The following is a 25,930-nucleotide window of genomic DNA, read 5'->3' on the forward strand; positions in this document are numbered from 1 at the left end:
CCCGTTGGCATCAGGGGTCGGGCGAGTGGATTCGCCTCTACGGGTCGTTGTCAGGCATTCGCGGCGCGCTTGACCCGCAATTTGCTGTAGGCGTCCTTCTCTTCGCCCAGCGGGACGAGGTAGTCGGCGACCGGGCGCTTGCCGTGGGCCATCTGGCCGTTGGCGTCCTTGAACAGGCGGCTGTGGTAGAACCACTCGGCGTTGTCCTGCTCGGGAAAATCGACCCGGTAGTGGTACAGGCCCCAGCGCGATTCGGTGCGGTACAGCGAGGCGCGCGCGGCCATCTCGGCGCAGTCGATGATCGACTGCACTTCCAACGCGCGGAGCAGTTCGTGGGGGTCGGCGGCGGCGAGTTTCGGCACGTCTTCGCGTACGGCGAGAATGCGTTCGAGGCCGATCTCCATCTTCTTGGTCACTTTCGGCGGCTGCAGGTAGTCGTTCACCAGGCGGCGCACCTTGTATTCCATCTGCTCCGGCGGAATGCCGTCCTTGACCAGGAGCGGCGCCTGGATGCGCGCCAGCTCGGCGGCAATGAAGGTTTCGTCGAGTACGGGCTCGCTGCGCTCCTTGACGAAGGCGGCGGCGCTTTCACCGCAGATCTGTCCATAGACGAAGGCGCCGAGCATGTAGTTGTGCGCCACCGAGGCCATGTCGCCGGCGCCGTAGAGGCCGGGCACGGTGGTGGCACCGGTCTCGTCTGTCCACACGCCGGAGGCCGAATGCCCGGAGCAGAAGCCGATCTCGGAGATGTGCATCTCGACCATGCGCTGGCGATAGTCGACCTGGCGGCCTTCGTGGAAACGCCCGCGGGTCGGCCGCTCATTGGTGTGCAGCACGGTCTCGATTTCCTGGATGGTTTCCTCGGCCAGATGATCGAGCTTGAGGAACACAGGTCCCGTTCCGGACTCCAGTTCCTTGAAGAACTCCAGCATCATCTGCCCGGACCAGTAGTCGCATTCGATGAAGCGTTCGCCGTAGGCGTTGGCGGTGAAGCCGCCGAGCGGGCCGGTGACGTAAGCGCAGGCCGGGCCGTTGTAGTCCTTGAGCAGCGGGTTGACCTGAAAGCACTCGAGATTCACCAGATCGGCGCCGACGTGGTAAGCCATGGCGTGGCCATCGCCGCAGTTGGCCGGGTTCTCGTAGGTGCCGAACAGGTAGCCGGAGTTGGGCAGGCCAATGCGTCCGGCGGCGCCGGTGGCCATGATCACCGCCTTGGCGCGAATGATGATTGGCTCGGCGGTGCGGGTGTTCACTCCGATCATGCCGGCGATGTTGCCGTCCGGGTCCTTGAGCAGGCGGGTAGCCTGGAAGCGGTTCTCGATCTCCACCCGCACGCGGCGCAGGCGGCGGTAGAGGATCTTCTTGACGTTGTGGCCCTCGGGCATCGGCAGCACGTAGGTGCCCAGGTGGTGCACCTTCTTCATGTCGTAGTCGCCGGTTTCATCCTTCTGGAAATGCACGCCCCAGGAGTCGAGCTTTTCGATCATCGGGAACGAGCGTGTGGCATAGGCCATCAGCGCCGGCTGGTGGACGATGCCGTCGTTGGCGATGGTGATTTCCTTGACGTACTGCTCGGGCGTGGCGTGGCCGGGGACCACAGCGTTGTTGAGCCCGTCCATGCCCATCGAGATGGCGCCGGAGCGCTTGACGTTAGCCTTCTCCAGCAGGATGACCTTGAGGTTCGGGTCCTGCTCCTTGACGGTCACGGCGGCCATGGGGCCGGCGGTGCCGCCGCCGATGACCAGCACGTCGGTGTCGATGACTGGGATGCCGTTGATAGTGGTCATGTTGCCTCCTATTTCCGATCCACTCGGAACTGGTATTTGAATGCGTCGCCGCGGTAGCAGAGGTATTCGAAGTCGATGGGGCGGCCGGCGCGGTCGTGGGTCAGCCGCTCGACGCGCAGGATGGGTTCACCGGGCTTGAGGGCCAGGTAGTGCTGGTGTTCCTCGTCCGCCAGGGTGGCGTCGAGGCTGATGTCGGCGCGCCCGAGGGCGATACCGAAAGCGTTCTCGAGCATCGGGAAGATGTCGCCGGACAGGTCCAGGCCGAACAGCCGCCGGCCGATGTCGAGGGGGAAGTAACTGTTCTCGACGCAGACGGCTTCGCGGTTGAGGTAGCGCACGCGCTTGACCTCGACCACCTCTTCGCCGACCAACAGATGCAGCGCGGCGACCACGGCCTTGGGCGGCTTGCGCTCCTGAATCGACAGCAGCCGCGCGGTGGCTTCATAGCCTTGGGCAGCCATGGCCTCGCCGAAACCCTGCAGGCGCTGCACGTTCTGCACGGCCTTGGGCTTGCTGACGTAAGTGCCTTTGCCTTGGGCACTGAACACCAGCCCTTCGTTGTGCAGGTCGCGCAGCGCCTGGCGAATGGTGATGCGGCTGACGCCAAAGGCGTTCATCAGCTCGTTTTCCGAGGGCAGTCGCTCATGCACGACGTAGCTCCCTTCGAGAATCTTGCGCCGCAGGTCGTCGCGAATCTGCACGTACAACGGTAGTGGCGACTGGCCGGGAGCGAGTGACTGGGTGCCTTTCATTGGCGGCGCTCCAGCCTGTCATGACAGGTCATGTCGAGCGTGGGTGCGCAAATGCGTGCGTTGGCCATGGCTCAGCCTCCGTTCTGCTGCTGGAAGGCGCGCAGTGTTTCCTGGCGGATCAGATCCAGGCACTGGCGCTTGTAGTCCATGAACGCGGCGCTGGTAAGCAGGCTCTGCTCGCGCGGACGGGGCAGGCTGACCTTGATGTCGGCGATGATCCGACCGGGGCTGGCGCTCATCACCACGATGCGGTCGGAGAGGAACACCGCCTCGTCGATGTCGTGCGTGACGAACACCACGGTGTTCTTGAATTCGCGCCAGATCTCCAGCAGGTTCTCCTGCATCATGATTCGCGTCTGCGCGTCCAGCGCACCGAAGGGTTCGTCCATCAGCAGCACGCTGGGGTAGTTGGCCAGCGCGCGGGCAATGCCGACGCGCTGCTGCATGCCGCCGGACAGCGTGCCGGGGTAGGCGTCCTCGAACGCGGCCAGACCGACCAACGAAAGAAAGGTGCGTGCCACGCTGCACGCCTCGTTGCGCGAGGCACCGGCCATCAGCGGGCCGAAGGCGACGTTGTCGCGCACGGTCTTCCAGGGGAACAGCGAGTGCTGCTGAAACACCATGCCGCGATCCGGGCTCGGTGCGTCGACACCTTTACCGTCGATGGTCAGCTCACCGCGGGTCGGGCTGACGAAGCCGGCCATGGCATTGAGCAGGGTCGACTTTCCGCAGCCGGACGGGCCGAGCAGGCAGACGAATTCACCGGGACGAATCTCCAACTGCGCGTCCTGCACGGCGGCGCGCTTGCCGCCGTTATGGTCGAATTCGATGTGCAGGTTGCGCACACTGATATGCCCGCGGCTGTCACCCTTGGAGCCGGTTTTCGCCCGCAGCCGGCTGTGGTCGAGCACGGCGAGGCGGTTGTCCTGTACGGCACTGTTCATGGCCGACCTCCCTTGGCCTGCCAGTGCAGCAGCGGTGCGCAGGCCTTGCGCACGATCAGCGTGCAGAGCGTGCCGAGGCCGCCGATGGCGAGCATGCCGATGATGATTTCCGGGTACTTGACCAGCGTGTAGCTGGTCCAGGTGAAATAGCCGATGCCGTACTGGCCGCTGATGATTTCGCCAGCCAGCAGCGAGAACCAGGCCACGCCCATGCCGATCGCCAGCCCGGCGACGATGCTCGGCATCGCGCCTGGGATCACCACGTGCCAGAGGATCGCTTTCTTGCTCGCGCCGAGGCTGCGCGCGGCGCGCACCAGCACGTCGGGCGTCTGCTCCACGCCATGCACGGTGTTCAGCACGATGGGAAAGAAAGCGCCGAGAAAGGTGATGAAGACGATGCTCGACTGCTCGGTCGGCAGCATCAGGATCGCCAACGGAATCCAGGCCACGGCTGGGATCGGCCGGAACAGCTCGATGTACGGCAGGATGATGTCCTCCGCCCAGCGCGAACGGCCGATCATCACCCCGGTCAGCACGCCCAGCACCACGGCATAGGCGTAGGCGATGGCGATCCGCTCCAAGCTGTAGACGATGTGCAGGTAAAACTCCGAGCTGGACAGCTGCGCAACCAGTGCCTGGCCCACCAGCAGCGGTGCCGGCACGTTCTCGAAGTTGATGAATAGGTTGAAGCCGTGGCTGACGGCGAGATGCCACACCACCAGCGCCATCAGCAGCGCGGCGATGCGCACCAGATAACGACCGGTCATGACCGGCAGGCGCCGGCGCGGCGGGCTGCTCATAGGGGCGGCGGGCGGGCTCGGCGCGGCTGCAACTTCTAATGCAGGCGGCGCTACCGTTGCTGCGGGTACTGCCGTGGCTGAATCGAACACGGGGTTCGGTTTGACACTCATGGCTACGCTCCTCGGCTCAGGTTCGATGTGCGCTCTGCGGCGCATACGAGCGGATCAGGGCAACATCGCGACCGGCTGCGCGGTACTCAGTGGGACGCCGCCGCTTTCGGCGACATGCCGCTCGGAGTCGCTCTTCTTCATGAAGGCGAGCACCTCGCCGCTGGGGTCCTCGATCAGGTAGGCGGCTTTGCCGAACAGCTTCAAGCCGGTGAGGTTGTCGTAGACGTAGGTGGCGTTGATCGCCGTGCCATCCGTCTTGGCCTTGGCTTGGGCGGCGAGCATGTCGGCGGTGTCGTCGAAGGCGACGATGCCTTTGTCGGCGAACCAGATTTCAGCGGGCTTGCGACCCGGCTCGCGTGGCGCGGGGCTGACCACGTTCTGCACCATCGCGTCGTAGTCGAGGTTCGAGGCGGCGTAGGCCTTCTTCAGATAGGAGTCATCGATCCAGGCGGCGAAATCCAGATCAGGAATGTCCATTTCCTTTTGCAGCAAGGCGTGGTCGTATTTCATGGCCTCTACCCATTGCGGCTTGATGCTCGCCTCCATGGTCGAGATGCCGCCGTCGCTGAAGTAGAGGTAGAGCACTTCTTTGTCGACCCCGGTCCATTCGGCGACCTGAGTGGCGGCACGCAGTGGGTCTTCGCTGATCCATTTCTGTGCCGCGAGGGTGGCCTTGAGCACGCCTTCGACGACTTCGGGATATTGCTTGGCGAATTCCTCGCGCACCACGATGCCGTGGAAGGTGGGGATGCCGGCTTCGCTGCCGTCGTAGATCTTCCGCCCGGTGCCGCGGAACTCCATGATTTCCGACCAGGGACAGAAATCGGCATGGGCGTCGATCTTGCCGGCGGCGATGTTGGCGGCGCCCACCGGTGGGGCCTGGTTGACCAGGGTGACCTGCTCCGACAGGCCGGCATCGCGCAGCACCTTCAGTGTCATGCCCCAGGCGGCGCTGCCAACCGGTGTGGAAAGGCTCTTTCCGGCTAGATCCTGCAGGCTCTGCACGGATGAGGCGGTCGGCACGACGATGCCGTTGCCGGTGCCCTTGAGGTTGTAGCCGGTCACGGCGATGAAGCGCGTCTGCTGCTTGCCGGTGGCCTGGAACTTGGCGCCATTGACGATCAGCGGGTAGTCGCCCATGACGCCGAAGTCGAGCTTGCCGGCGAGCATCTGATTGGTGATCGGCGGGCCCGAATCGTAGTCGCGAAATTCGATCTGGTAGTCCGCATCCTGATACTTGCCTGTCTTGGGCAAGTACTGGTTCAGCAGACCGAGTTTTTCCAGCACGACGCCACCGGAAACGGTGTTGGTGACCATGCTCTGATGGCCGATACCGATGCGGATGGTCTCGGCGGCGGCGGGACCGCCGAACAGCACGAGCGATCCGAGCAGCGAGGTTGCAAACAGGCTATTCCGGTTGTTCATTGTCATCACCTTGGCGGTTGAGCAACTTGTACTAACAGGGCATAACGCCTGTGTTTGAAGGTGCACCGGCTGTGCCAGAACGCCGCGGATTCAGCCTATCTCCCTGTTTTACGAATGGATTTTTCGGATTTGCTGACTGCCGGGTCAGCCAAGGCGCGAGGCGGTTCTCGCTCGCCATTGGTGCGTGAACGACGCAGCCGTTCCATGGCGGCGCAGGCGGTGAGAGCGGCGGTAGAACAAGTGGAACAAGTCGAAACGCACGGCGGCAGGAGCGGAAGGGGCAGGACGAATCGACAGAAGAAAAGGAGGACGAAAGGCCTATCCGATGAACGGTCTGCTGAGCGTCGGACCGTCAGCGAAATCGTTGGCGATTCGTAGTAAATAGCCCGCCTTCCGTATTCAGAGCAGTACCCGGCCATGTCCACCCTTACCGAACTGGCGCAGCAGATCGCGGCGTTGTATCCCCTGCAAGACAAAACGGCCGGCAAGCGCTACCGCATCGTCAGCCAACTCGCCGGGATGACCGAGCTGGAGGAAATCAGCGGCGTGCCGCGTTATGTCGACACCCACCAGCTCGCCGATCAACGGCTATGGGACGGCGGGCCCGCACGCTCCGGCGAGCGCTTCGCTTCGGTCTGATCGATAGCCCCTGCGCTACGCTGCGGTCTGTGGTGCAGGTCTCACCCGTTGAGCTTGTATTTGTCGAGGATCATCCGGCATCCTGCGGCGTTAGCCTGACGGATACATCAGGCCATGATCGTGGGCATACGGGGTTCGGGCCGGCGGCCTGAAGGACGGCGCCCCGTTACGGAGACTGCAATGACCCTGTGTGAACACCCTTTCGCCGTGCCAAAGCGTGCCCGGCCGTTGTTGCTTGCCGCCTTGCTGGCGCTGCCGGCGGTGGGGTATGCGCAAGCGCCCATCGAGCCGATCGGCTACATCATGAAGGTGCAAGGCGAGGCGACCGTGACCAGTCGTGGGCAGACCATCGACGCGGCGGTCGGCCAGACGGTGATCCTGGGTGCGGTCCTGCGCACCGGTGCGCAGGGCTCGATGGGCGTGACGCTCACCGATAACACGGTGCTGTCGTTCGGTCCCAATAGCGAGTTCACCGTCGATGCGTATGACTTCGAGCCCGCCCGTGAGGCGCTGCGGCTGAGCGCTCGCATCAGTAGCGGTACGCTGAATTTCATTTCCGGGGTCATCGCCAAGCTGAAGCCCGAGGCCGTCGAGCTGAAAACGCCTACCGGAACCATCGGCGTGCGCGGTACGCATTTCCTGGTCAAGGTCGGCCCGTAGTGAGCAAGATGCTGCGACATTGCTTCACGTTGTTGTGCACGGTGCTGTTGACCGGCTGCGTGACGGGCGACTACGTGGTGCTGCTGGAAAGTCCGGATGGCACCACCGGGGCGGTGGTGGTGGAAGACGCCCATGGCCAGACGCGCCTGGACCGCAGCCATCAGGGCGTCGTGATTGGCGCCCAAGGCGCCGGTGCCAGACCCTTCAATGTCGGGGAACTGCGCATCGCACGCGATTTTTCGGCGGCGCTGGCAGCGCAGCCGGCTCTGCCGCAACGCTTCGAGCTGTATTTCGTGATAGGCAGCGCGGAGCTGACTGTCGAGTCCGCGCGGGCCTTCGAGCAGGTCGTCGAGGCGATCCGCCTGCGTGGGCCGTCGGCCGTTTCGGTCATTGGTCATACTGATACGCTGAGCGGTCCGATCTGGAACGAGCAGTTGGGCCTCATCCGCGCCCAGGCGGTTGCGAGGATGCTGCGCGAGCGGGAAATCGAGGTAATCGATCTGAGCGTTTCGTCCCACGGCGAGCGAAACCTGCTGATCAAGACCGCCGATGGCGTGTCCGAGCCGCGCAACCGCCGGGTCGAAGTCAGCGTTCGCTGAGTCGCCTCATTTTTCCGTCATCAGGATCCGCTCGCCCCGCTGGCCGCCCCGTAGCCGTTGCAGTTGGTAATGCACCAGGGCGTCCAGCGGTCGTTCGGCATGCAGCCGTTCGAAGGCGCCGAGCGCCTGTTCATCTTCGTGTGCAAGCAGGGCGTAGGCGGCGTCGTAGGCCGTGTCGGTGTCTGTGTCGCAGGGTTCGTAGAGGCGGATCGGACGCGCCTTGCCCTTGAGCAGAACGTCGCCAACGGCCCGCATCGGCACGCTCGGATTGGCTGCGCGGATGGTTGCCGAGACGCAAAGGTCAGTGCCCAGGTAGCGGTTCAAGCCTTCCAGGCGAGCCGCAACGTTGACCGCATCGCCCAGCGCTCGGTAATCGAAGAGGGTCGCGCCGCCGAAATTGCCCACCACGACTTCGCCACTGTGCGCGCTGATACGGGTGCGGCCCAGTGCGATGCCGGCCGCGTGCTGGGCGGCGGTGTGCGCTCGGGTGAAACGTCGAATGTCCAGCGCGCAGGCCAGGGCGCGGCGCTGATGATCGGCCTGCACGAGCGGCGCGGAGAACAGGATCGCCATGCCGTCACCGACGATGCGCTCGACCGTGCCCTCATGTTTGAAGGCGATCTGGATGATGCCTTCGAGGTACTCGTTGAGCATGCCGACCACCTGTTCCGGTGACCGCCGTTCCATCAGCGAGGTGAAGTCGGTGATGTCGGTGAAGACGAAGCTGCAATGGCGACGTTCGCCGCCGAGCTGCAGTTGTTCCGGATGGCGCACCAGGTGTCCGACGAGGTTGGGTGAGATATAGCGCGAGAAGGCATCGCGAACCCAGCGCTGTTGTTGCTCGCTGGCACGGTGCCGGGCGAGGCTGGCGCCGAGGTAGACCAGTAGCAGGCCGATCGACAGGGTCAGCGCGTCGAGCAGCAAGCCATGGCGTGAATAGGCCCACCAGGCCGTTGCATTAAGGGCCGCGAGCATGGCCGCAGCGACCCAGGCGGCGGTGAACGCGCCACTGCTCAAGGTCAGGGCGCACAACAACAGTCCGGCCAGCAACAGGGACAGCGCCTCGACCGGGCTCGCCCAGAATGGCCGTTGCAGGACGGTATCGTTCAGCGCCTGCTCGATCGCCTGGGCGTGTATCTGCACGCCTGGAAGCATTCCGCCAAGCGGACTGAAACGCAGGTCCTGCAGGCCCTGGGCGGAGCTGCCGATCAAGACGATGCTGCCTTCGAACTGCCCGGCGGACGCATCGCCCAGCACACGCCAGGCCGGCGAGGTCTGCCCGCTCAGGTCGCGGCGATAATGCAGCCAGAGCTCACCCTGACGATTGGTTGGCAGCGTCAGGTGGCCGATCCCGACGCGCTCGACGGCGCCGCTCGCAGCGGTTTCGATGCGATAACGCGTCTGCCCAAGGTAGAGGCGCAAGGCTTCGGCGGCCAGCGAGGGATACAGGTGATCGCCGACACGAATCATCGCCGGTACGCGTCGCACCACGCCGTCGGCGTCGGGACGAAAGCTCATGGCACCGTTGCCGGCCGCCGCGTTCTCCAGTAAAGGGAGCGCGGCGGTGGTGCCCATGTAGGCGGAGAAGCCCGGCGCCTTGGCACCGGCGGTCATCTGGACGCCGAAACGGCTCAGCGGAGCAGTCGACGACGCCGTGCGGGTGGTCGCGAAACCGAGCACGCTGGGCTGACGAGCGAGGGCGGTGGCCAATTGCAGGTCATGGTCGGGCAAGGCCTGGAGCGTCTGCGCGAGTTCGGGCGGCAGCTCCAGCTGCTTCGACAGATACTGCGGTGAACTGCGGTCCGGCTCGGCGAACAGCACATCGAACACCACCACCGCAGCGCCGGCCTGGTGCAGCCGCTCCAGCAACTGCGCCAGCCGGTCACGCGGCCAGGGCCATTGGCCGAGGCGGGTAAGGCTGGCTTCGTCGATGTCCACCACCTGAACGGTGGTCTGCGCCGGTGCCGGGCGCGGCTGCCAGCGCTGGTATTGGTCGAACAGGCTGTTGCGCAAGCTCTGCAACATCAAGGGTTCGGCCAGATACAGGGCGCAGGCGGCGAGCAAGCCGGTCATGGCCAGCAACAGACGCGGTGCCTGGGTTCGGAGCGGTGTCACCCGTCGCGCTCCGTGCGACCGATCATGCTGGCCAGTTGACGAGGCTCAGTCCAGTACCAGGATGGCGTCCATTTCCACTTGCGCGGCTTTTGGCAATGCAGCGATGCCAATCGCGGCGCGGGCGGGGTAAGGCTGCTGGAAGTAGCGGGTCATGACTTCGTTCACCGTGGCGAAGTTGCCGAGGTCGGTGAGGAAGATATTCAGTTTGACGATGTCCTTCAGCGAGCCACCGGCGGCCTCGGCGACCGCCTTGAGGTTCTCGAAGACCTGCACGGTCTGCGCTTCGAAGCCTTCCACCAGTTCCATGGTCTTGGGGTCGAGCGGGATCTGCCCGGACATGTAGACGGTGTTGCCGGCCTTGATCGCCTGGGAGTAGGGGCCGATGGCGGCGGGTGCGTTGTCGCTGTTGATCACGGTGCGGGGCATGAAACGTCCTCGTTCGAGCGCTAGAGGCGATCGCCTGAAGCTGGAAAGTAAAGGCGTGATGCTAGACGAAGCCAGGCAGAGGAGGCCAGCCTTTCCCGTGTGCTCAGGCTTTCATGCGGGTGATGCGCATGACGCCCTTGATGGCGCGCAGCTTCTTGATCACGCGGGCAAGGTGTACGCGGTCGTGGACGCTGACCACCAGCTGGACAACGCTGATGCGGCCGTCGCGCTCGTCCATGCCGATCTTCTCGATGTTGCCGTCGGCGGCGTTGACGCTACCGGCGAGCAGGGCGATCAGGCCGCGCTGGTGTTCCAGCTCGACGCGCAACTCGACGTTGAACTCGCCGGTCACGTCCTTGGACCAGGACAACTGGATGCATTTGTCCGGATTATGGCGGACTTCGCTGATGTTCCGGCAGGTTTCCAGATGCACCACCATGCCCTTGCCGGCAGACAGGTGGCCGACGATCGGATCGCCCGGAATCGGGGTGCAGCATTTCGCGTAGTTGAGTACCAGGCCTTCGGTGCCACGAATCGCCAGTGGCCCCTCGGCGCTTGGTGCCTGCTCGCCTTCGCTGGCCAGCAGGCGGCGCGCGATGACATAGGCCATGCGATTGCCGAGGCCGATATCCTCGAGCAGGTCCTCGACGACGTCCATGTGGTATTCATTGAGCACCGCCTGGATGCGCTCGCGGGAAATCTTTTCCAGGCTGGTCTCGAAGCCGGTCAGGGCCTTGTTCAGCAAGCGCTCGCCAAGGTTGATCGACTCAGAGCGGCGTTGCAGCTTGAGCGCATGACGGATGTGAGTGCGTGCCTTGCCGGTGACGACGAAATTGAGCCACGCGGGGTTCGGCCGCGCGCCGGGGGCGGTAACGATCTCCACCGTGCAGCCGCTTTCGAGTGCCTGTGACAGTGGCGCCAGGCGCCGATTGACGCGGCAGGCAATGCAGGTGTTGCCGACATCGGTGTGCACCGCATAGGCGAAATCCACGGCCGTCGAGCCCTTGGGCAACTCCATGATGCTGCCCTTGGGGGTAAAGACGTAGACCTCGTCCGGGAACAGGTCGATCTTCACGCTTTCGATGAATTCCAGTGAATTGCCGGCGCGCTCCTGCAACTCCAGCACGCCCTTGACCCATTGCCGCGCGCGGGCGTGAGTGCCCTGGGGCGCCTCGTCGTCGTTGGATTTGTACAGCCAGTGTGCGGCGATGCCGTTGTTGGCCATTTCTTCCATTTCACGGGTGCGGATCTGGATCTCGATCGGTACGCCGTGCATGCCGAACAGTGTCGTGTGCAGCGACTGGTAACCGTTGGCCTTGGGGATCGCGATGTAATCCTTGAAGCGTCCCGGCAGCGGTTTGTAGAGGCTGTGCACGGCGCCAAGCACGCGGTAGCAGGTGTCGACCTTGTCTACCACGATGCGGAAGGCATAGACGTCCATGATCTCGTTGAACGCCTTGCGCTTGCCGCGCATCTTTTTGTAGATGCTGAACAGGTGCTTTTCGCGGCCCATCACCTCGCCTTCCAGGCCTTCGCGCTCGAGGCAGTGGATCAGCGACTGTTCGATTTTATCGACGATCTCATTGCGGTTGCCGCGAGCACGGCGGACGGCGGCGCGGATGCGTTCCGAGCGCATCGGATGCATGGCCTTGAAGCCGAGGTCCTCGAACTCCACGCGCATGGCATGCATGCCCAGCCGGTTGGCGATGGGCGCATAGATTTCCAGGGTTTCCTTGGCAATCCGACGGCGCTTTTCGCCGGCCAGTACTTCCAGTGTGCGCATGTTGTGCAGGCGGTCGGCGAGCTTGACCAGGATCACGCGGATGTCGCGTGCCATGGCCATGGCCATCTTCTGGAAATTTTCGGCCTGGGCCTCGGCCTTGGTCTCGAATTTCATCTGGGTCAGCTTGCTGACCCCGTCCACCAGTTCGGCGACGGTCTCACCGAACTGGGCGGTGAGCGCTTCCTTGGAAATGCCGGTGTCCTCGATGACGTCGTGCAGCATGGCCGCCATCAGGCTCTGATGGTCCATGTGCATGTCGGCGAGGATGTTGGCTACCGCGAGGGGGTGGGTGACGTAGGCTTCACCGCTGCGCCGGCGCTGACCGTCGTGGGCCTGCTCGGCATAGAAATAGGCACGGCGCACCAGGTTGACCTGTTCTGCGCCGAGATAGGTCGACAGGCGATCGGCAAGTGCGTCTATGGCTGGCAAGGGTATGCTCCTTGCCGGCTGGGCGCTGTATTTGCGGTTCGACTTCGACCTGGCATTTAATCAGAGGGCCTCGTTGGGCTCTTCCTCATACTGCACGAACAGTGGCTCGTCGTCGACGATATCGTCTTGGGCGATGACGTCATAATCCACCAGACCGGAGGCGATTTCACGCAGGGCAACCACGGTCGGCTTGTCATTTTCCCAGGCCACTTTAGGCTCCTTGCCGCCAGTCGCGAGCTGACGCGAGCGCTTGGTGGCGAGCATGACCAGCTCGAAGCGGTTATCTACGTTGTCCAGACAGTCTTCAACGGTAACGCGGGCCATGGTGTTCCTCATCAATAACGGTAAAGCATGCCCGAATGGGCGAGCGGACGGGATAGTCTAAAAAATCACCAGCCAATAGGGAAGCGGTAAAACAGTTCGCGGCCAGGCGGCGTGGCCGTCGCCCTGGCGGGTGGCAGTCGGCTCAGGCCAGCAGTTGTTCCAGCAGGCTACGGAAACGCTGCTGCTGCGGGGTTTGCAGCAGCTGGTTGGCGCGGAAGATCGCCTGCAGGTCGATCAGCGCATGGGTGAAATCGTCGTTGATCACCAGATAATCGTATTCGACGTAATGGGTCATCTCGCTGACCGCCTCGCGCATGCGCTTTTCGATTACCTCATCGCTGTCCTGGCCGCGATTGGTCAGGCGCTGGCGGAGTGCCTCCTGGGTAGGCGGCAATATGAAGATTGATTTGGCCTGTGGCATCACCTGGCGGACCTGCTGAGCGCCCTGCCAATCGATTTCCAGGATCAGGTCGTAACCTTCGTCCAGGGTCTGCTCGAGCCAGCGCTGGGAGGTGCCGTAAAGGTTGCCAAATACCTCGGCATGTTCGAGAAACTCACCGTGCTCCAGGCGCTCGAGGAACTCTTCGCGGCTGACGAAGTGATAGTTGACGCCGTCCACCTCGCCTGGCCGCATGGGGCGCGTGGTGTGTGACACCGAAACGCGAACCTGCGGTTGGGCATCGAGCAGGGCCTTGACCAGGCTGGTCTTGCCGGCCCCGGAAGGCGCGGAAACGATGTAGAGCGTACCGGTGGAGGCTGACATGGGATTCTCTGTACGGTTGCTGGGCATGCCCGGGCGGACGGGCGCTCCGTCTCACGGCCAAGCGTAGTTGCTATTCGATGTTCTGGACCTGTTCGCGCATCTGTTCGATGAGCACTTTCAGATTCACCGCCGCCTGGGTGCTGCGCGTGTCGAACGCCTTGGAGCCCAGGGTATTGGCCTCGCGGTTGAGCTCCTGCATGAGAAAGTCCAGGCGACGACCGGCGGCACCGCCGGATTTCAGTACCCGCCGGACTTCGCTGACATGCGTGCCGAGACGATCGAGTTCTTCGGCTACGTCGCTCTTCTGCGCGAGCAGTACCCATTCCTGCTCGAGGCGTTGTGGGTCCAGTTCGACGCGCATCTCGGCGCAGCGATCGAGGATTTTCTGCCGCTGCGCGGCGAGCACCTGCGGGACCTGCGAGCGAAGCGTCGCGGTCTCTTCGGTGATGGCGTCGAGGCGCTCGTTGATCAGGCGGGCCAGCTCTTCACCTTCGCGCTGGCGCCCATTGCGCAGCTCCGCCAGAGTGGTGTGGAACAGCTGCAGCGCGGCATTGTTGAGTGCCTTAGGATCAGCCGAGTCGCCCACCAGCACGCCCGGCCAGGCGAGTATCTCCAGTGGATCGAGCGGGGCGGGCTGCTTGATCAGCGCGGCGACGCGCTCGGCTGCGGCAATCAACTGGCTGGCGCGGTGGCTGTCGACTTGCATCGAACGGCCCGCGGCATCCTCGGCGAAGCGCAGCGTGCATTCGACCTTGCCGCGCGAGAGCCCTTTGCGCAATGCGTCGCGAACCGAACCTTCCAGGTCCCGGAAGGCTTCGGGCAGGCGCAGGTGCGGCTCCAGATAACGATGGTTCACCGAGCGGATTTCCCAGCTGAGGGTGCCGTGGTCGCCGGCCTGCTCGGCGCGTGCGAAGGCGGTCATGCTGTGAATCATTGGGTAAACCCCTCGGGTGCGGTACGAAAGGCGGAGGATTGTAAAGGAAAAACCGGATATTGGCCTGCGCGCATCGCCTTGCTCGTCGCCTGGCTCGGGGCAATCCGTGCGGGCGCAAGGCCACTCCATGGCTCGGCGATGGCCCTTCTATCGGCCGACACCTCTATAATGGCGGCCAACTCACTTTTCAGAACCAGGATGAACCCCATGAAACGTCCCAGTGGCCGCGCCGCCGACCAGCTGCGTTCAATCCGCATCACGCGCAACTACACCAAGCATGCCGAAGGGTCGGTGCTGGTGGAGTTCGGCGACACCAAGGTGATCTGCACCGCCAGCATCGAAAATGGCGTACCACGTTTCCTCAAGGGGCAGGGCCAGGGCTGGTTGACCGCCGAGTACGGCATGCTGCCGCGCGCCACCGGTGAGCGTAACCAGCGTGAAGCCAGTCGGGGCAAGCAGGGCGGACGTACCCTGGAAATCCAGCGCCTGATCGGTCGCTCGCTGCGCGCATCGCTGGACATGAGCAAATTGGGGGAGAACACGATCTACATCGACTGCGATGTGATCCAGGCCGATGGCGGCACCCGCACGGCCTCGATTACCGGTGCGATGGTGGCGCTGGTCGATGCCCTCAAGCTGCTCAAGAAGCGCGGCGGGCTGAAAGGTGGCGATCCGCTCAAACAGATGGTCGCGGCGGTATCGGTGGGTATCTACCAGGGCGAGCCGGTGCTCGATCTGGATTATCTTGAAGACTCGGCTGCCGAGACCGACCTGAACGTGGTGATGACCAGTACCGGTGGCTTCATCGAAGTGCAGGGTACTGCCGAAGGCGCGCCGTTCCAGCCACAGGAACTCAACGCCATGCTCGCTCTGGCTCAGGGCGGCATGAACGACTTGTTCGCGCTGCAGCTGGCCGCGCTCGCCGATTGATACGAAGGAGAACGCCATGTCCGATCAGGAACTCATCCCGCAGCCCTCGCCGCAAGCGCGGCAGTGGGCGATGTTCTGTCACTACTCGGCGTTCTTCTGGTTCCTCGTGCCGATGATCGGCAACGTGCTGGGGCCGCTGATCGTCTGGCAATTGAAGAAGGACATGGACCCTTTCGTCGATGAGCAGGGCAAGGAGGCGCTGAACTTCCAGATCACGTTCAGCATTCTGCTGATGATCTGCGCAGTGTTGGCTTGGATACTGATCGGCTTTCCGCTGATGGCGTTGATCAGCGTGGTGGCGTTGGTGCTGGTGGTCATCGCCGGCATTCGCGCCAATGAAGGCCGGCCCTACCGGTATCCGTTCTGCTGGCGGATCGTCAAATGAGCGCTGGCCGCATACTGCGGGGCGCGCTCATCGTACGATCCTGCTAGTCGGCAAATCACTGCTCAGGTGCTGAGGGTCCAGTCGTAATCGACCACCAGCGGAGCGTGCTGGGAGAAACGAGGCTGGCGGGGCAGGCGAGCGTTACGCACGAAACGACGCATGCCCGACGTCAGTATCTGGTAATCGAAGCGCCAACCCAGATTGAGCATCTGTGCCTGCTCGGTGTCCGGCCACCAGCTGTAGAGGTCGCCTTCTCGGCTGGCCTCGCGCAGGGCGTCGACGTAACCCATGTTGCCGAAGATCTCATCCAGCCAGGCGCGCTCTGGCGCGAGGAAGCCGGTGGCCTGCTGGCAGTCGCGCCAGTTCTTCACGTCCAGTTTCTGATGGGCTACGTACAGCGAGCCGCAATAAATGTACTCGCGGCGCTTGCGGCGTTGCTTGTCCAGATAGTGGGCGAAATCGTCCATGAACTTGAATTTCTGGTTCAAGTCCTCGTCGCCGCCGCGGCCGGTCGGCAGCAGCAGGCTGGCGATGCTGACCTTGTCGAAATCGGCTTGCAGATAGCGACCGTAACGGTCGGCGGTTTCGAAGCCGAGGCCCATGATCACGGCCTTCGGCTGCAGCCGAGAATACAGCGCAACGCCACCCTGTTCCGGAAGTTCAGCGTCGACGGTATAGAGAAAATAACCATCGAGCTGGTAAGCCGGATCATCGAGTTCTACTACGGAGGCGCGGGTATCCTGCAGGCAGATGACATCGGCATTCTGCGCTTGCAGCCAGCTGAGAAGACCCCGCTGAGCCGCCGCTTGAATGCCATTCACGTTGACGCTGATGATCCGCATAAATGGCCCCTAAAAACACGTGCGTGTATGATAACCCAAGCTCTTTGCAATTAGCTAAACCAGTGTCTTCCGGGAATATTCTTCATGCAGGCGTACCAGCGCGACTTCATTCGCTTCGCCATCGAGCGCGGGGTTCTGCGCTTCGGTGAGTTCACCCTGAAATCCGGACGCACCAGTCCGTATTTCTTCAATGCCGGATTGTTCAATACCGGCTCGGCGCTGGCTCAACTCGGTCGCTTCTACGCGGCGGCGGTCGCCGACAGCGGTATCGACTTCGATGTGATCTTCGGTCCGGCCTACAAGGGCATTCCGCTGGCAGCCGCGACGGCGATCTCGCTGGCCGAGCACCATCAGCGCGACGTGCCCTGGTGTTTCAACCGCAAGGAGGCCAAGGATCACGGCGAGGGCGGCACACTGGTGGGCTCGCCGCTTACCGGGCGCGTGCTGATCGTCGATGACGTGATTACCGCCGGCACGGCGATTCGTGAGGTCATGCAGATCATCCGTGCGCAAGGCGCGCAGGCGGCCGGCGTACTGATCGCCCTCGATCGGCAGGAGCGCGGGCAGGGCGAATTATCGGCAATTCAGGAAGTGGAACACGACTATGGTATGCCTGTGGTGAGCATCGTTTCGCTGGCCCAGGTGTTAGAATTCCTCGGCCAGGACGCGCAGCTCAAGCAGCACTTGCCGGCGGTAGAAGCCTATCGCGATCAGTACGGAATCTAATCGGCCGGTCGATTCGCAGGTCTCGAACAAGTATTAGAAACCTCGGGCGCTCAGCACGCCCGATGCCTGCCTTTGGCCGTGTTTCGGTCATTCGAGAATAAAAATAAAAAAGAGTAGCCACGGTAGGTCGGCCTCGGTCGCCTTCTATTCCGTCTAACCTTTTTTTGAAAGCAATCGATGACCGAAAATAATCACAACTACCGAGATTTACACAAGCCCAGTCGCTCCTTCTCCTCTCGTTCCGACTACCTCGATCACGAACTGACCATCATGGCGCCGAGGCGCTGGCGGCCGAACCTGCCATTTCGGGACTATCGTTTCGAGTGGGAGGACTGGGTACCTGCGCTGGCGGCGACTATCGGCAAGATCGTCATGGTGGCTGCCGTGGTGGCAGCGTTCGCCGGCCCGCTGGGCTTATCCAACGAGTTCGTCATCGAGAACGCACGCTTCGAGATGCTGATCGCAGCGGTGCTGTTCGTGGTGCTCGTCTCGGGCTTTTTCAATCCTATGGCCAACCTGGCAGGGACACACGGGCCCCTGATTCCGCTGATTCCCCTGATCGTGGCCTCAGGCGGCCACCCGATGGCGCTGGGAATCATGGTGGGCGTACTCGGGTTCACCCTGGGTGTCTTCCGCGGCGGAAGCCTGCTGGCGCGCTTGACCAGCGATGGCGTATGCGGCGGGCTGCTGCTCTACCTCGGGTTCATCGGTGTCACGTCGCAGATCGGCAAGCTGTTCGCGTGGGCGAACGGCTTCGACATGGGCTATATCGCCTTCGTCGTGGTGTTCGCGACGATCGTCATGTACGCCTACCTGGAGCATGTGCGGATGCGCTGGTTGGCGATCCCTCTGGGCTCGGGGCTGGCGGCGCTGATTGCCTTCGCGCTGGGCGCGCCTTTCGAGTTCACCACCGAGCCGGGCATTCCCAATCTCGATCCGCGCTATTGGTGGGGCGAGGACACCGGCTGGAACCTGGGTTGGCCGCAGTTGCACCACTTCATCGCCGTTGCGCCATTTGCGGTTCTGGCGGTGGCCATGTGGTCGCCGGACTTCCTCGGCCACCGCGTGTTTCAGCAATTGAACTATCCGCCCAAGGCCAGGAAAGTGCTGATGAGCATCGACGACACCATGTGTGTCGCGGCGGCTCGGCAGGTGGTGGGAACCGTTCTGGGCGGCGGCAACCTTGCTTCGTCCTGGGGTACCTACGTGGTGCCGGCGGCAATCGCCAAGCGGCCGATCGTCGCCGGGGCGCTGCTGACCGGTCTGCTTTGCGTCGTGGCGGCGCTCTGGGGTTATCCGATCGACCTGGCGATCTGGCCGCCCGTGCTCAGCGTGGCGCTGATGGTCGGTGTGTTCCTTCCGCTTCTGGAAGCGGGTATGCAGATGACGCGCGAGGGCAAGACCTCTCAGTCGGCCGCCATCGTGATCTTTTCATCGGCTTTGGTGAACCCTGTGTTCGGCTGGTCCTTGACTGTGCTGCTGGACAATCTCGGGTTGGTTGGCGACAAGGAGCGTGGCCAGGAGCTGTCGCACACCGACCGCTGGGTGATTCCATCCATCGTGTTCGTCCTGCTGTGCGCGGTGATGGCGGCGATTGGAATGTTCCCCGGCGTGCCTGCGTTGCTGGAGGCGTTTCGCGTCCTTGAGTGAATGAGAGATGAGTGGAAACGAGGGGAGCATTCGCTCCCCTTTTTTGTGCGCCGCTGTATGCTTCCCTGCAGCGGGCCCTGACTGTTAGCGAGTCGCTGGGTATGCTTGGCGGACCGGGATCGCGATTGCGCCGGGGTGCGCATGGCTGCCGATTTTGTATAAGCTGGATGTCGGCCCGGCCATGGAACACACAGGCGTGGCTGCGGGTTTACGGAGCCAACCGAGATGGAAGAGACAGAATCATGCGATTAGCGATCAAGGTATCGATGTTGTGCGGCGTGTTGATGACAACGGTCGTTCAGGCGGACCTGTATCGCTATGTCGACGACAAGGGCGTAGTGGTGCTCAATCGCCAGGGGGTTCCGCCCCAACATATCGGCAAAGGCTATGAGGTGCTCAACGATCAGGGGCGCGTGACCCGGGTGGTGCCGCCGGCACCGACGCCGGAGGAGCGCCGGCGTCTGCTCGAGGCCAAGGCGCAAGCCGGCTCGGATGCTCAACTGCTGCGGTTGTATGCCAACGTCGAGGACGTCGAGCGTGCCAAGGCGCGAAAACTGTCGGAGCTCGACAGCGTGATCGGGATTACCCGTGGCAATCTGCAGGCATTGCGCGCCCAACAGGCCAACCTGCAGAGCCAGGCGGCGAACCATGAGCGTGCCGGTCGAGAAGTGCCCAGGCAGCTGCTCACCCAGATCGACAATCTCGATAAGGAGCAGGCCAGCTTGCGGCGTGATATCGATCGCTACAACCAGGCCCGCAAGCAGGCGGAGGTCAGCTTCGGCAGAGAGCATCAGCGACTCGGCGAACTGCTCGGCCAGATCGAATAGCGCTGGTCGACAGGCCGTAAAAAACCCAGCGTTTCCGGGGAAGGCTGGGTTTTGTCAGCGCGTCGAAATCTACTTGCGGTTGGTGATCAATGTACCGACGCCAATGTCGGTAAAAATCTCCAGGAGCACCGCATTGGGTACGCGCCCATCGATGATGTGAGCGCTGTGGACGCCGCCTTGAACCGCCTCGAGCGCGCAGCGAATCTTGGGCAGCATGCCGCCATAGATGGTGCCGTCGGCAATCAGTTCGTCGACCTGCGTCGTGGTCAGTCCGGTCAGTACGTGGCCTTGCTTGTCCATCAGGCCGGCTATGTTGGTCAGCAGCATCAGCTTCTCGGCCCTCAGCGCTTCGGCCACCTTGCCTGCCACCAGATCGGCGTTGATGTTATACGACTCGCCATCCGGCCCGACGCCGATCGGGGCGATCACCGGAATGAAGTTGCCGTGCACGAGCATTTCCAGCAACTCGGTGTTGACCCCGGTGACTTCGCCGACATGGCCGATATCGATGATCTCCGGTGAGGTCATCTCCGGCGTCTGCCGCGTGGCCTTGAGCTTCTTGGCGCGGATCAGCTTGGCGTCCTTGCCGGTCAGGCCGATGGCGCTGCCGCCATGCTGGTTGATCAGGCTGACGATGCTCTTGTTGACCTGGCCGCCCAGGACCATCTCGACCACATCCATGGTCTGGCTGTCGGTCACCCGCATGCCGTCGATGAAGTGGCTTTCGATGTTCAGCCGCTTGAGCAGATCGCCGATCTGCGGACCGCCGCCGTGCACCACCACCGGATTGATGCCCACCGCTTTCATCAGCACGATGTCGCGGGCGAAGCCGGTTTTCAGCTCCTCGCTTTCCATTGCATTGCCGCCGTACTTGATGACCAGCGTCTTGCCGACGAATCGGCGGATGTAAGGCAGCGCTTCGGAAAGGACCTGGGCAAATTGGGTGGCGGCTTCACGGCTGAGGGTCATGCAGGGCTCCGCAAGTCAGAACGGCAGGGTGAGATCAGGCGCGACAGTATAAAGCTGTGCGCGGAAGACTTCCTGTATGCGCTTGAGCTCTTGCTCTGTCTCGGCCTCGAAACGCAGCACCAACACCGGTGTGGTGTTCGAGGCGCGCACTAGGCCCCACCCTTTCGGGTAGTCGACACGCACGCCGTCGAGGGTGGTGATGTTGGCCTCACCCCAATGGGCGTCGCGATGCAGTGCTTCGATGATGGTGAACTTGCTTTCCTCGGTGACCTTGATGTTGATCTCCGGGGTGGAAATATCGTTCGGGAAGGCGGCGAAAACCTGTTCGGCGTTGCGCTTGTCCTGGCTGAGAATTTCCAGCAGACGCACGGCGCTGTAGATGCCGTCGTCGAAGCCGTACCAGCGCTCCTTGAAGAACACGTGGCCGCTCATCTCGCCTGCGAGCAGGGCGCCGGTTTCCTTCATCTTCTTCTTGATCAGCGAATGCCCGGTTTTCCACATCACCGGACGGCCACCGTAGCCGCTGATCAGCGGGGTCAGGCGGCGGGTGCATTTGACATCGAAGATGATGTCGGCGCCCGGATTGCGCGAGACCACGTCCTTGGCGAACAGCATCAGAAGGCGGTCGGGGTAGATCACGGTGCCGGCATTGGTCACCACGCCGACACGGTCGCCGTCCCCGTCGAAGGCCAGGCCCAGGTCGGCATTCTCCGATTTGACCTTGGCGATGAGATCTTCGAGGTTTTCCAGCTTGCCCGGGTCCGGGTGATGGTTGGGGAAGTTGCCGTCGACGTCGCAGAACAGCGGGATGACCTTGCAGCCCAGCGCCTCGATCAACTGCGGGGCGATGACGCCGGCGACACCGTTGCCGCAGTCGACGACCACGCGCAGTGGCTTGGCCAGGGCGATGTCGTCGCGCACGCGCTTGAAGTAACTGTCCAGTACGTCGACCTGTTCGGCCTGACCGACACCTTCGGTGAGATCGTTGGTCTCGATGCGCTGGCGCAGAGCCTGGATCTGCTCGTTGGCCAGGGTGTCGCCGGCGATGACGATCTTGAAACCGTTGTAATCGGGCGGGTTGTGACTGCCGGTCAGCATGACGCCGGACTTGCCCGCCAGGACGTTGGCGGCATAGTAGAGCACCGGGGTCGGCACCATGCCGACGTCACTGACGCTGCAGCCGCTGTCCACCAGCCCCTGGATCAGGTGCTGGACCAGTTCAGGACCGGACAGGCGACCATCGCGGCCAACCGATACGTTCGGCTCGCCCTGGGCCAGGCTTTCGGAGCCGACGGCACGGCCTATCCAGTAGGCGGTCTCGTTGGTCAGGGTGTCGCCCACCACGCCGCGGATATCGTAGGCGCGGAAAATGCTGGCAGGCAGTTGCGGGGCTTTGGGGGCACTCATTGCGGTTTCTCGCTCCTTGGGGTCGAGGCCAAGCCAGTCCTGGTCCTCGTCGAGAATGTCGATGTCGAGAATATCGGTGTCCTGGAACAAAGGGTCGACGTGCTCGGTGGATTGGGCCTGCCGAACCGTTGGCTGCGGCGCGGCTGCTGGTTTAGCCGTCGCCGCTGCGGCGGTTCGCAGTGGCAGGCGGACCAGGCTCCTGGCCAGCGCATCGAGGGCCGGCAGGCTCAAAGTCGGTGTTTTGATGGCTCTGCCGGTGGAGAGTTCCTGGACCATTCGACCCAAGTGCATGACATCGTCGCGAAGCCTTCGCTGCTGGGCGTTCAGCACCAGCTGCAAACCCAGCGATAGCCCGCAGAGCGCTGCCAGCACGGCGGCGAGCGGGAGCAGCGCAGGGGTCGTGGCGCTCAGCGCAACGCCCGGTAGGAAGCTGAGCTTCCAGTTGGGATTGGCCGAAGGCAGGTTGAGCGCCTGGCTTTCCACGCCTGTGCCGCCCCGCTGGGCGAGCAATTGCGCCGGCCCGCTGTTGAACTGCTGAACCAGGCGCAGTTGGCCCGCCTTGGCGGGCAGCGTCGGTAGCGTCGCCAGGAAGCGTTCCAGGCTCGTCACCAATAGCAATGTGCCATCTACCGGCCCCTGCGGGTGGGTGCGCAGTGCCACGGCGCTGTACAGCAGCCAGCGATCTCCGACCCTGAACGCCTCGGGTGCCGGTGCGGGGCCGTTTTCCGCCCGCTGTAGCAGATCCAGCGCGGCGAAATTCAATGGGCCGGGGCGATCAGGGTTCTGCCGGGCCTGGCCGCTCAAATGGAGGTGCGCGTCGATGACGCCGTCGCGATAGCCAAGCTCATGCTCGGCGGCACGTACCCGATCCGGTTGCCCGCTGTTCAGGGCTTCGAGCAACTGAGGGTCCCGAGCGGCTGCCTGGGTGTCCTCCGCCAACTGGCGTAGCGCCTGATCGACAGCCGAGGCCTGGCTCTGGCCCCAGGCCTCGGCCAGCGCGGCCGCCTGTTGTCGCTGGTCGGACTGGTGCGCGATCCAAAGCAGCGCGCCGGCCGCGAAAAGCCCCAGCAGGCCGGGGAGCAGGCCGGGCATCAGTGCCTTGAGGCCGGCGCTGCGGCGAGCTGCCGGCGGCCGGGAGTCCGCCGGGTTGAGTACGCCGGTATCCCTGGCGGTGCGCTTGAAGAGTTTCATGGAGCTCCTCGATCGTCCTTAAAAAGCGGGTCTGACTCAGTGGCTGCCGGAATGGCCGAAGCCGCCGGCACCGCGGTCGCTGCTGTCGAACTCGTTGACCAGTTCGAACTGTGCCTGGATCACCGGCACCAGCACCAGCTGCGCGATACGCTCGCCCACGGCGATGCTGAAACGGGTCTGGCCGCGGTTCCAGCACGACACCATCAGTTCGCCCTGATAGTCCGAATCGATCAGCCCGACCAGATTGCCGAGCACGATGCCGTGCTTGTGTCCCAGGCCCGAGCGCGGCAGCACCAGCGCCGCCAGGTTGGGGTCGGCGATATGAATCGAAAGGCCGGTGGGAATCAGGAGGGTCTGGCCCGGTTCGAGCAGGGTGTCGGCCTGCAGCATCGCGCGCAGATCGAGGCCGGCCGAGCCGCTGGTGGCATATTCGGGTAACGGGAAATCCTGCCCGAGGCGCGGATCGAGGATTTTCGCTTGGAGTTTGTGCATGGTCGGTCAGGCCTGATGGAAACGGTCGGCGATGAAGGCGATCAGCTGGCGGGCAATGTTTCCCTTGCTGGCCTGGCTGAAGCGGGTTTCGTGCTGCTGGCGGTCGATCACCGTCACGGCATTTTCTTCGCTGTTGAACCCGATGCTGGGGTTGGCGACATCGTTGGCTACGATCAGATCGAGGTTCTTGTCGCGCAGCTTGCGCGTGGCGTATTCCAGCAGGTTCTCGGTTTCGGCGGCGAAGCCGACGCTGAAAGGGCGGTCTTCGCGGCCGGCCAGCGTGGCGAGAATATCGGGATTGCGGACCATCTGCAGAAGCAGGCCATCGCCTTTTGTCGGGTCTTTCTTCAATTTGTGCGGTGCGACCACTTCGGGGCGATAGTCCGCCACGGCGGCGGCGGCGATGAACAGGTCGCACGGCATGGCCGCTTCGCAAGCGGCAAGCATGTCACGCGCGCTGACGACATCGATGCGCTGCACCCGGTCAGGTGTCGGTAGAAAGACCGGCCCGGCGATCAGGGTCACTCGAGCGCCGGCTTCGGCGGCGGCCTCGGCCAGCGCGAAGCCCATCTTGCCGGAGCTGTGGTTGGTGATGTAACGCACCGGGTCGATGTTTTCCTGGGTTGGCCCGGCGGTAATCAGCAGATGGGCGCCGGTCAGCAGGCTGCGCTCGAAGCAGTCGGCCGCCGCCTGGGCCAGGTCGTCCGCTTCGAGCATCCGGCCCATGCCGACATCGCCGCAAGCCTGGCTGCCGGATGCGGGGCCGAACAGGCGGATACCCCGCTGCTGCAACAGCGCACGGTTGGCTTGGGTTGCAGGGTCGGCCCACATGGCTTGATTCATCGCCGGGGCCAGCGCGACCGGCGCTTGGGTGGCGAGCACCAGTGTGGTCAGCAGATCGTTCGCGACGCCCTGGGCGAGGCGCGCCATGAGGTCCGCCGTGGCGGGGGCGACGAGCACCAGATCGGCCCAGCGTGCCAGCTCGATATGCCCCATGGCGGCCTCGGCGGCCGGGTCGAGCAGGTCCAGATGGACCGGGTGGCCGGAAAGGGCCTGGAGCGTGAGTGGGGTAATGAACTCGCGACCGCCGCTGGTCATGACGACGCGGACCTCGGCGCCCTGGTCGCGGAGCCGGCGAACCAGCTCTGCACTCTTGTATGCGGCGATGCCGCCGCCGACGCCCAGGACGATGCGTTTACGATATAGCCGCTGCATAGGCCTGCCTTGTTACGGGTGAGAACTGGTTCCGGCAGGGGCCGGTTGCCGTGGATAAAAGGCCGCTAAGATAGCACAGCGCCCTCATGGGACGAGGCGCTCGCTCGACAAGGAGAAGATATGAGCATTCGTGACTGGCCGGCGGCGGAACGCCCGCGGGAAAAGCTGCTCGAGCAAGGTGCGGTGGCCTTGTCGGATGCCGAGTTGCTGGCCATTTTCTTGCGTACCGGTGTGGCGGGCCAGAGCGCGGTGGATCTGGCCCGGCATCTGCTGCGCGAATTCGGCAGCCTGCGCGCGTTGCTGGAGAGCGACCTGGAGCAGTTCAGCGGTCATCTGGGGCTGGGGCCAGCCAAGTTCGCCCAATTGCAGGCGGTACTGGAGATGGCTCGGCGGCATCTGGCCGAGCGCATTCGCCGTGATTCGGCGCTGGAAAGCCCGCAGGCGGTACGCGATTATCTCAAGGCGCGGTTGCGGCACGAGCCGCATGAACTGTTTGCCTGTCTGTTCCTTGACGCCCGGCATCGCGTGCTCGCCTTCGAAGTGCTGTTCCATGGCACCGTGGACGGCGCCAGCGTGTACCCGCGCCAGGTGGTCAAGCGGGCTTTGGCCCAGAATGCCGCAGCGGTCATCCTGACCCATAACCACCCCTCCGGCGTGGCCGAGCCGAGCGAGGCCGACCGGCAGCTGACGCGCAGGCTCATCGAGGCGCTGTCGCTGATCGACGTGCGGGTGCTCGATCATTTCATCGTCGGCGATGGTGAGCCGCTGTCCATGGCCGAGCACGGCTGGATGTGACGGCCAGCGT

General features: G+C 63.5%; 25 protein-coding genes. 9 read left to right on the forward strand and 16 right to left on the reverse strand.

All coding sequences use genetic code 11. The annotated features are described in order from the left end of the window. Positions 1 to 50 precede the first annotated feature (50 nt). The 5 genes from GQA94_RS05395 to GQA94_RS05415 form a co-directional block, all read right to left on the reverse strand. Positions 51 to 1,787, reverse strand: coding sequence for a fumarate reductase/succinate dehydrogenase flavoprotein subunit (locus GQA94_RS05395; RefSeq protein WP_158187113.1), 1,737 nt, complete (start codon positions 1,785 to 1,787; stop codon positions 51 to 53). Between the two features lie 8 nt (positions 1,788 to 1,795). Beyond that, positions 1,796 to 2,539 carry a GntR family transcriptional regulator gene (locus GQA94_RS05400; RefSeq protein ID WP_158187114.1) on the reverse strand — a complete coding sequence of 248 codons (744 nt, stop codon included), beginning with the start codon at positions 2,537 to 2,539 and terminating at the stop codon, positions 1,796 to 1,798. Between the two features lie 71 nt (positions 2,540 to 2,610). Continuing rightward, complete coding sequence (locus GQA94_RS05405; protein WP_199270103.1) at positions 2,611 to 3,483, reverse strand: ABC transporter ATP-binding protein; 873 nt, start codon at positions 3,481 to 3,483, stop codon at positions 2,611 to 2,613. Further along, positions 3,480 to 4,394: an ABC transporter permease gene (locus GQA94_RS05410; RefSeq protein WP_158187115.1), complete on the reverse strand. Its 915-nt coding sequence runs from the start codon at positions 4,392 to 4,394 to the stop codon at positions 3,480 to 3,482. Before GQA94_RS05410 ends, GQA94_RS05405 begins: the two co-directional genes overlap by 4 nt. A gap of 54 nt (positions 4,395 to 4,448) precedes the next feature. Then, positions 4,449 to 5,819, reverse strand: coding sequence for an ABC transporter substrate-binding protein (locus tag GQA94_RS05415; protein WP_158187116.1), 1,371 nt, complete (start codon positions 5,817 to 5,819; stop codon positions 4,449 to 4,451). A 417-nt stretch (positions 5,820 to 6,236) separates the two neighbouring features. Here GQA94_RS05415 and GQA94_RS05420 point away from each other — a divergent pair, with 417 nt between their 5' ends. From GQA94_RS05420 to GQA94_RS05430, 3 genes are all read left to right on the forward strand, one after another. After that, positions 6,237 to 6,458, forward strand: coding sequence for a hypothetical protein (locus GQA94_RS05420; RefSeq protein ID WP_158187117.1), 222 nt, complete (start codon positions 6,237 to 6,239; stop codon positions 6,456 to 6,458). 180 nt (positions 6,459 to 6,638) lie between these two features. Continuing rightward, positions 6,639 to 7,118, forward strand: a complete 480-nt coding sequence (locus tag GQA94_RS05425; RefSeq protein WP_158187118.1) for a FecR family protein — start codon at positions 6,639 to 6,641, stop codon at positions 7,116 to 7,118. Positions 7,119 to 7,126: 8 nt separating this feature from the next. Next, entirely contained in the window at positions 7,127 to 7,717 is a 591-nt protein-coding gene (locus GQA94_RS05430; RefSeq protein ID WP_158190038.1) for an OmpA family protein, read from the forward strand. Between the two features lie 6 nt (positions 7,718 to 7,723). Here GQA94_RS05430 and GQA94_RS05435 read toward each other — a convergent pair whose 3' ends face one another. The 6 genes from GQA94_RS05435 to GQA94_RS05460 form a co-directional block, all read right to left on the reverse strand. Continuing rightward, positions 7,724 to 9,832, reverse strand: a complete 2,109-nt coding sequence (locus tag GQA94_RS05435) for a CHASE2 domain-containing protein (RefSeq protein ID WP_233270220.1) — start codon at positions 9,830 to 9,832, stop codon at positions 7,724 to 7,726. A gap of 45 nt (positions 9,833 to 9,877) precedes the next feature. After that, entirely contained in the window at positions 9,878 to 10,258 is a 381-nt protein-coding gene (locus GQA94_RS05440; protein WP_158187119.1) for a RidA family protein, read from the reverse strand. A gap of 103 nt (positions 10,259 to 10,361) precedes the next feature. Then, on the reverse strand, positions 10,362 to 12,470 hold the full coding sequence (gene spoT, locus GQA94_RS05445) for a bifunctional GTP diphosphokinase/guanosine-3',5'-bis pyrophosphate 3'-pyrophosphohydrolase (protein ID WP_158187120.1): 2,109 nt from the start codon (positions 12,468 to 12,470) through the stop codon (positions 10,362 to 10,364). A 60-nt stretch (positions 12,471 to 12,530) separates the two neighbouring features. Next, on the reverse strand, positions 12,531 to 12,794 hold the full coding sequence (gene rpoZ / locus GQA94_RS05450) for a DNA-directed RNA polymerase subunit omega (protein WP_021207191.1): 264 nt from the start codon (positions 12,792 to 12,794) through the stop codon (positions 12,531 to 12,533). Positions 12,795 to 12,936: 142 nt separating this feature from the next. Continuing rightward, positions 12,937 to 13,557, reverse strand: a complete 621-nt coding sequence (gmk, locus tag GQA94_RS05455) for a guanylate kinase (RefSeq protein WP_158187121.1) — start codon at positions 13,555 to 13,557, stop codon at positions 12,937 to 12,939. A gap of 70 nt (positions 13,558 to 13,627) precedes the next feature. Beyond that, positions 13,628 to 14,491: a YicC/YloC family endoribonuclease gene (locus GQA94_RS05460; protein WP_158187122.1), complete on the reverse strand. Its 864-nt coding sequence runs from the start codon at positions 14,489 to 14,491 to the stop codon at positions 13,628 to 13,630. 207 nt (positions 14,492 to 14,698) lie between these two features. On the opposite strand from GQA94_RS05460, the gene rph reads away from it, so the two are divergent. Next, complete coding sequence (rph, locus tag GQA94_RS05465) at positions 14,699 to 15,421, forward strand: ribonuclease PH (protein ID WP_158187123.1); 723 nt, start codon at positions 14,699 to 14,701, stop codon at positions 15,419 to 15,421. Between the two features lie 16 nt (positions 15,422 to 15,437). Beyond that, on the forward strand, positions 15,438 to 15,806 hold the full coding sequence (locus GQA94_RS05470) for a DUF4870 domain-containing protein (protein ID WP_158187124.1): 369 nt from the start codon (positions 15,438 to 15,440) through the stop codon (positions 15,804 to 15,806). A gap of 62 nt (positions 15,807 to 15,868) precedes the next feature. Here the strand turns inward: GQA94_RS05470 and GQA94_RS05475 are convergent, their stop codons facing one another. Further along, positions 15,869 to 16,648 carry an exodeoxyribonuclease III gene (locus tag GQA94_RS05475; RefSeq protein WP_158187125.1) on the reverse strand — a complete coding sequence of 260 codons (780 nt, stop codon included), beginning with the start codon at positions 16,646 to 16,648 and terminating at the stop codon, positions 15,869 to 15,871. Between the two features lie 84 nt (positions 16,649 to 16,732). Between GQA94_RS05475 and pyrE the strand changes: the two genes are divergently transcribed. From pyrE to GQA94_RS05490, 3 genes are all read left to right on the forward strand, one after another. After that, the gene (gene pyrE / locus GQA94_RS05480) at positions 16,733 to 17,374 is read left to right on the forward strand and encodes an orotate phosphoribosyltransferase (protein ID WP_158187126.1); all 642 of its coding nucleotides are present in this window, start codon (positions 16,733 to 16,735) and stop codon (positions 17,372 to 17,374) included. A 177-nt stretch (positions 17,375 to 17,551) separates the two neighbouring features. Further along, positions 17,552 to 19,024: a DUF3360 family protein gene (locus GQA94_RS05485; protein ID WP_158187127.1), complete on the forward strand. Its 1,473-nt coding sequence runs from the start codon at positions 17,552 to 17,554 to the stop codon at positions 19,022 to 19,024. A 242-nt stretch (positions 19,025 to 19,266) separates the two neighbouring features. Then, entirely contained in the window at positions 19,267 to 19,851 is a 585-nt protein-coding gene (locus GQA94_RS05490; protein ID WP_158187128.1) for a DUF4124 domain-containing protein, read from the forward strand. 69 nt (positions 19,852 to 19,920) lie between these two features. Here the strand turns inward: GQA94_RS05490 and argB are convergent, their stop codons facing one another. The 4 genes from argB to coaBC all read right to left on the reverse strand — a co-directional run bounded on the left by argB (position 19,921) and on the right by coaBC (position 25,125). Beyond that, positions 19,921 to 20,820, reverse strand: a complete 900-nt coding sequence (gene argB, locus GQA94_RS05495) for an acetylglutamate kinase (RefSeq protein ID WP_158187129.1) — start codon at positions 20,818 to 20,820, stop codon at positions 19,921 to 19,923. A 15-nt stretch (positions 20,821 to 20,835) separates the two neighbouring features. After that, a complete protein-coding gene (gene algC, locus GQA94_RS23215) occupies positions 20,836 to 22,227 on the reverse strand; it encodes a phosphomannomutase/phosphoglucomutase (RefSeq protein ID WP_199270141.1) in 1,392 nt (463 codons plus the stop codon). 1,227 nt (positions 22,228 to 23,454) lie between these two features. Then, on the reverse strand, positions 23,455 to 23,910 hold the full coding sequence (dut, locus tag GQA94_RS05505) for a dUTP diphosphatase (RefSeq protein WP_158187131.1): 456 nt from the start codon (positions 23,908 to 23,910) through the stop codon (positions 23,455 to 23,457). A gap of 6 nt (positions 23,911 to 23,916) precedes the next feature. Further along, the gene (gene coaBC / locus GQA94_RS05510) at positions 23,917 to 25,125 is read right to left on the reverse strand and encodes a bifunctional phosphopantothenoylcysteine decarboxylase/phosphopantothenate--cysteine ligase CoaBC (protein ID WP_158187132.1); all 1,209 of its coding nucleotides are present in this window, start codon (positions 25,123 to 25,125) and stop codon (positions 23,917 to 23,919) included. A gap of 120 nt (positions 25,126 to 25,245) precedes the next feature. On the opposite strand from coaBC, the gene radC reads away from it, so the two are divergent. Continuing rightward, positions 25,246 to 25,920, forward strand: coding sequence for a RadC family protein (gene radC / locus GQA94_RS05515; RefSeq protein ID WP_158187133.1), 675 nt, complete (start codon positions 25,246 to 25,248; stop codon positions 25,918 to 25,920). Positions 25,921 to 25,930 lie beyond the last annotated feature (10 nt).

The sequence above is a fragment of the Stutzerimonas stutzeri genome (genome assembly GCF_009789555.1).
GTDB lineage: Bacteria > Pseudomonadota > Gammaproteobacteria > Pseudomonadales > Pseudomonadaceae > Stutzerimonas > Stutzerimonas stutzeri_R.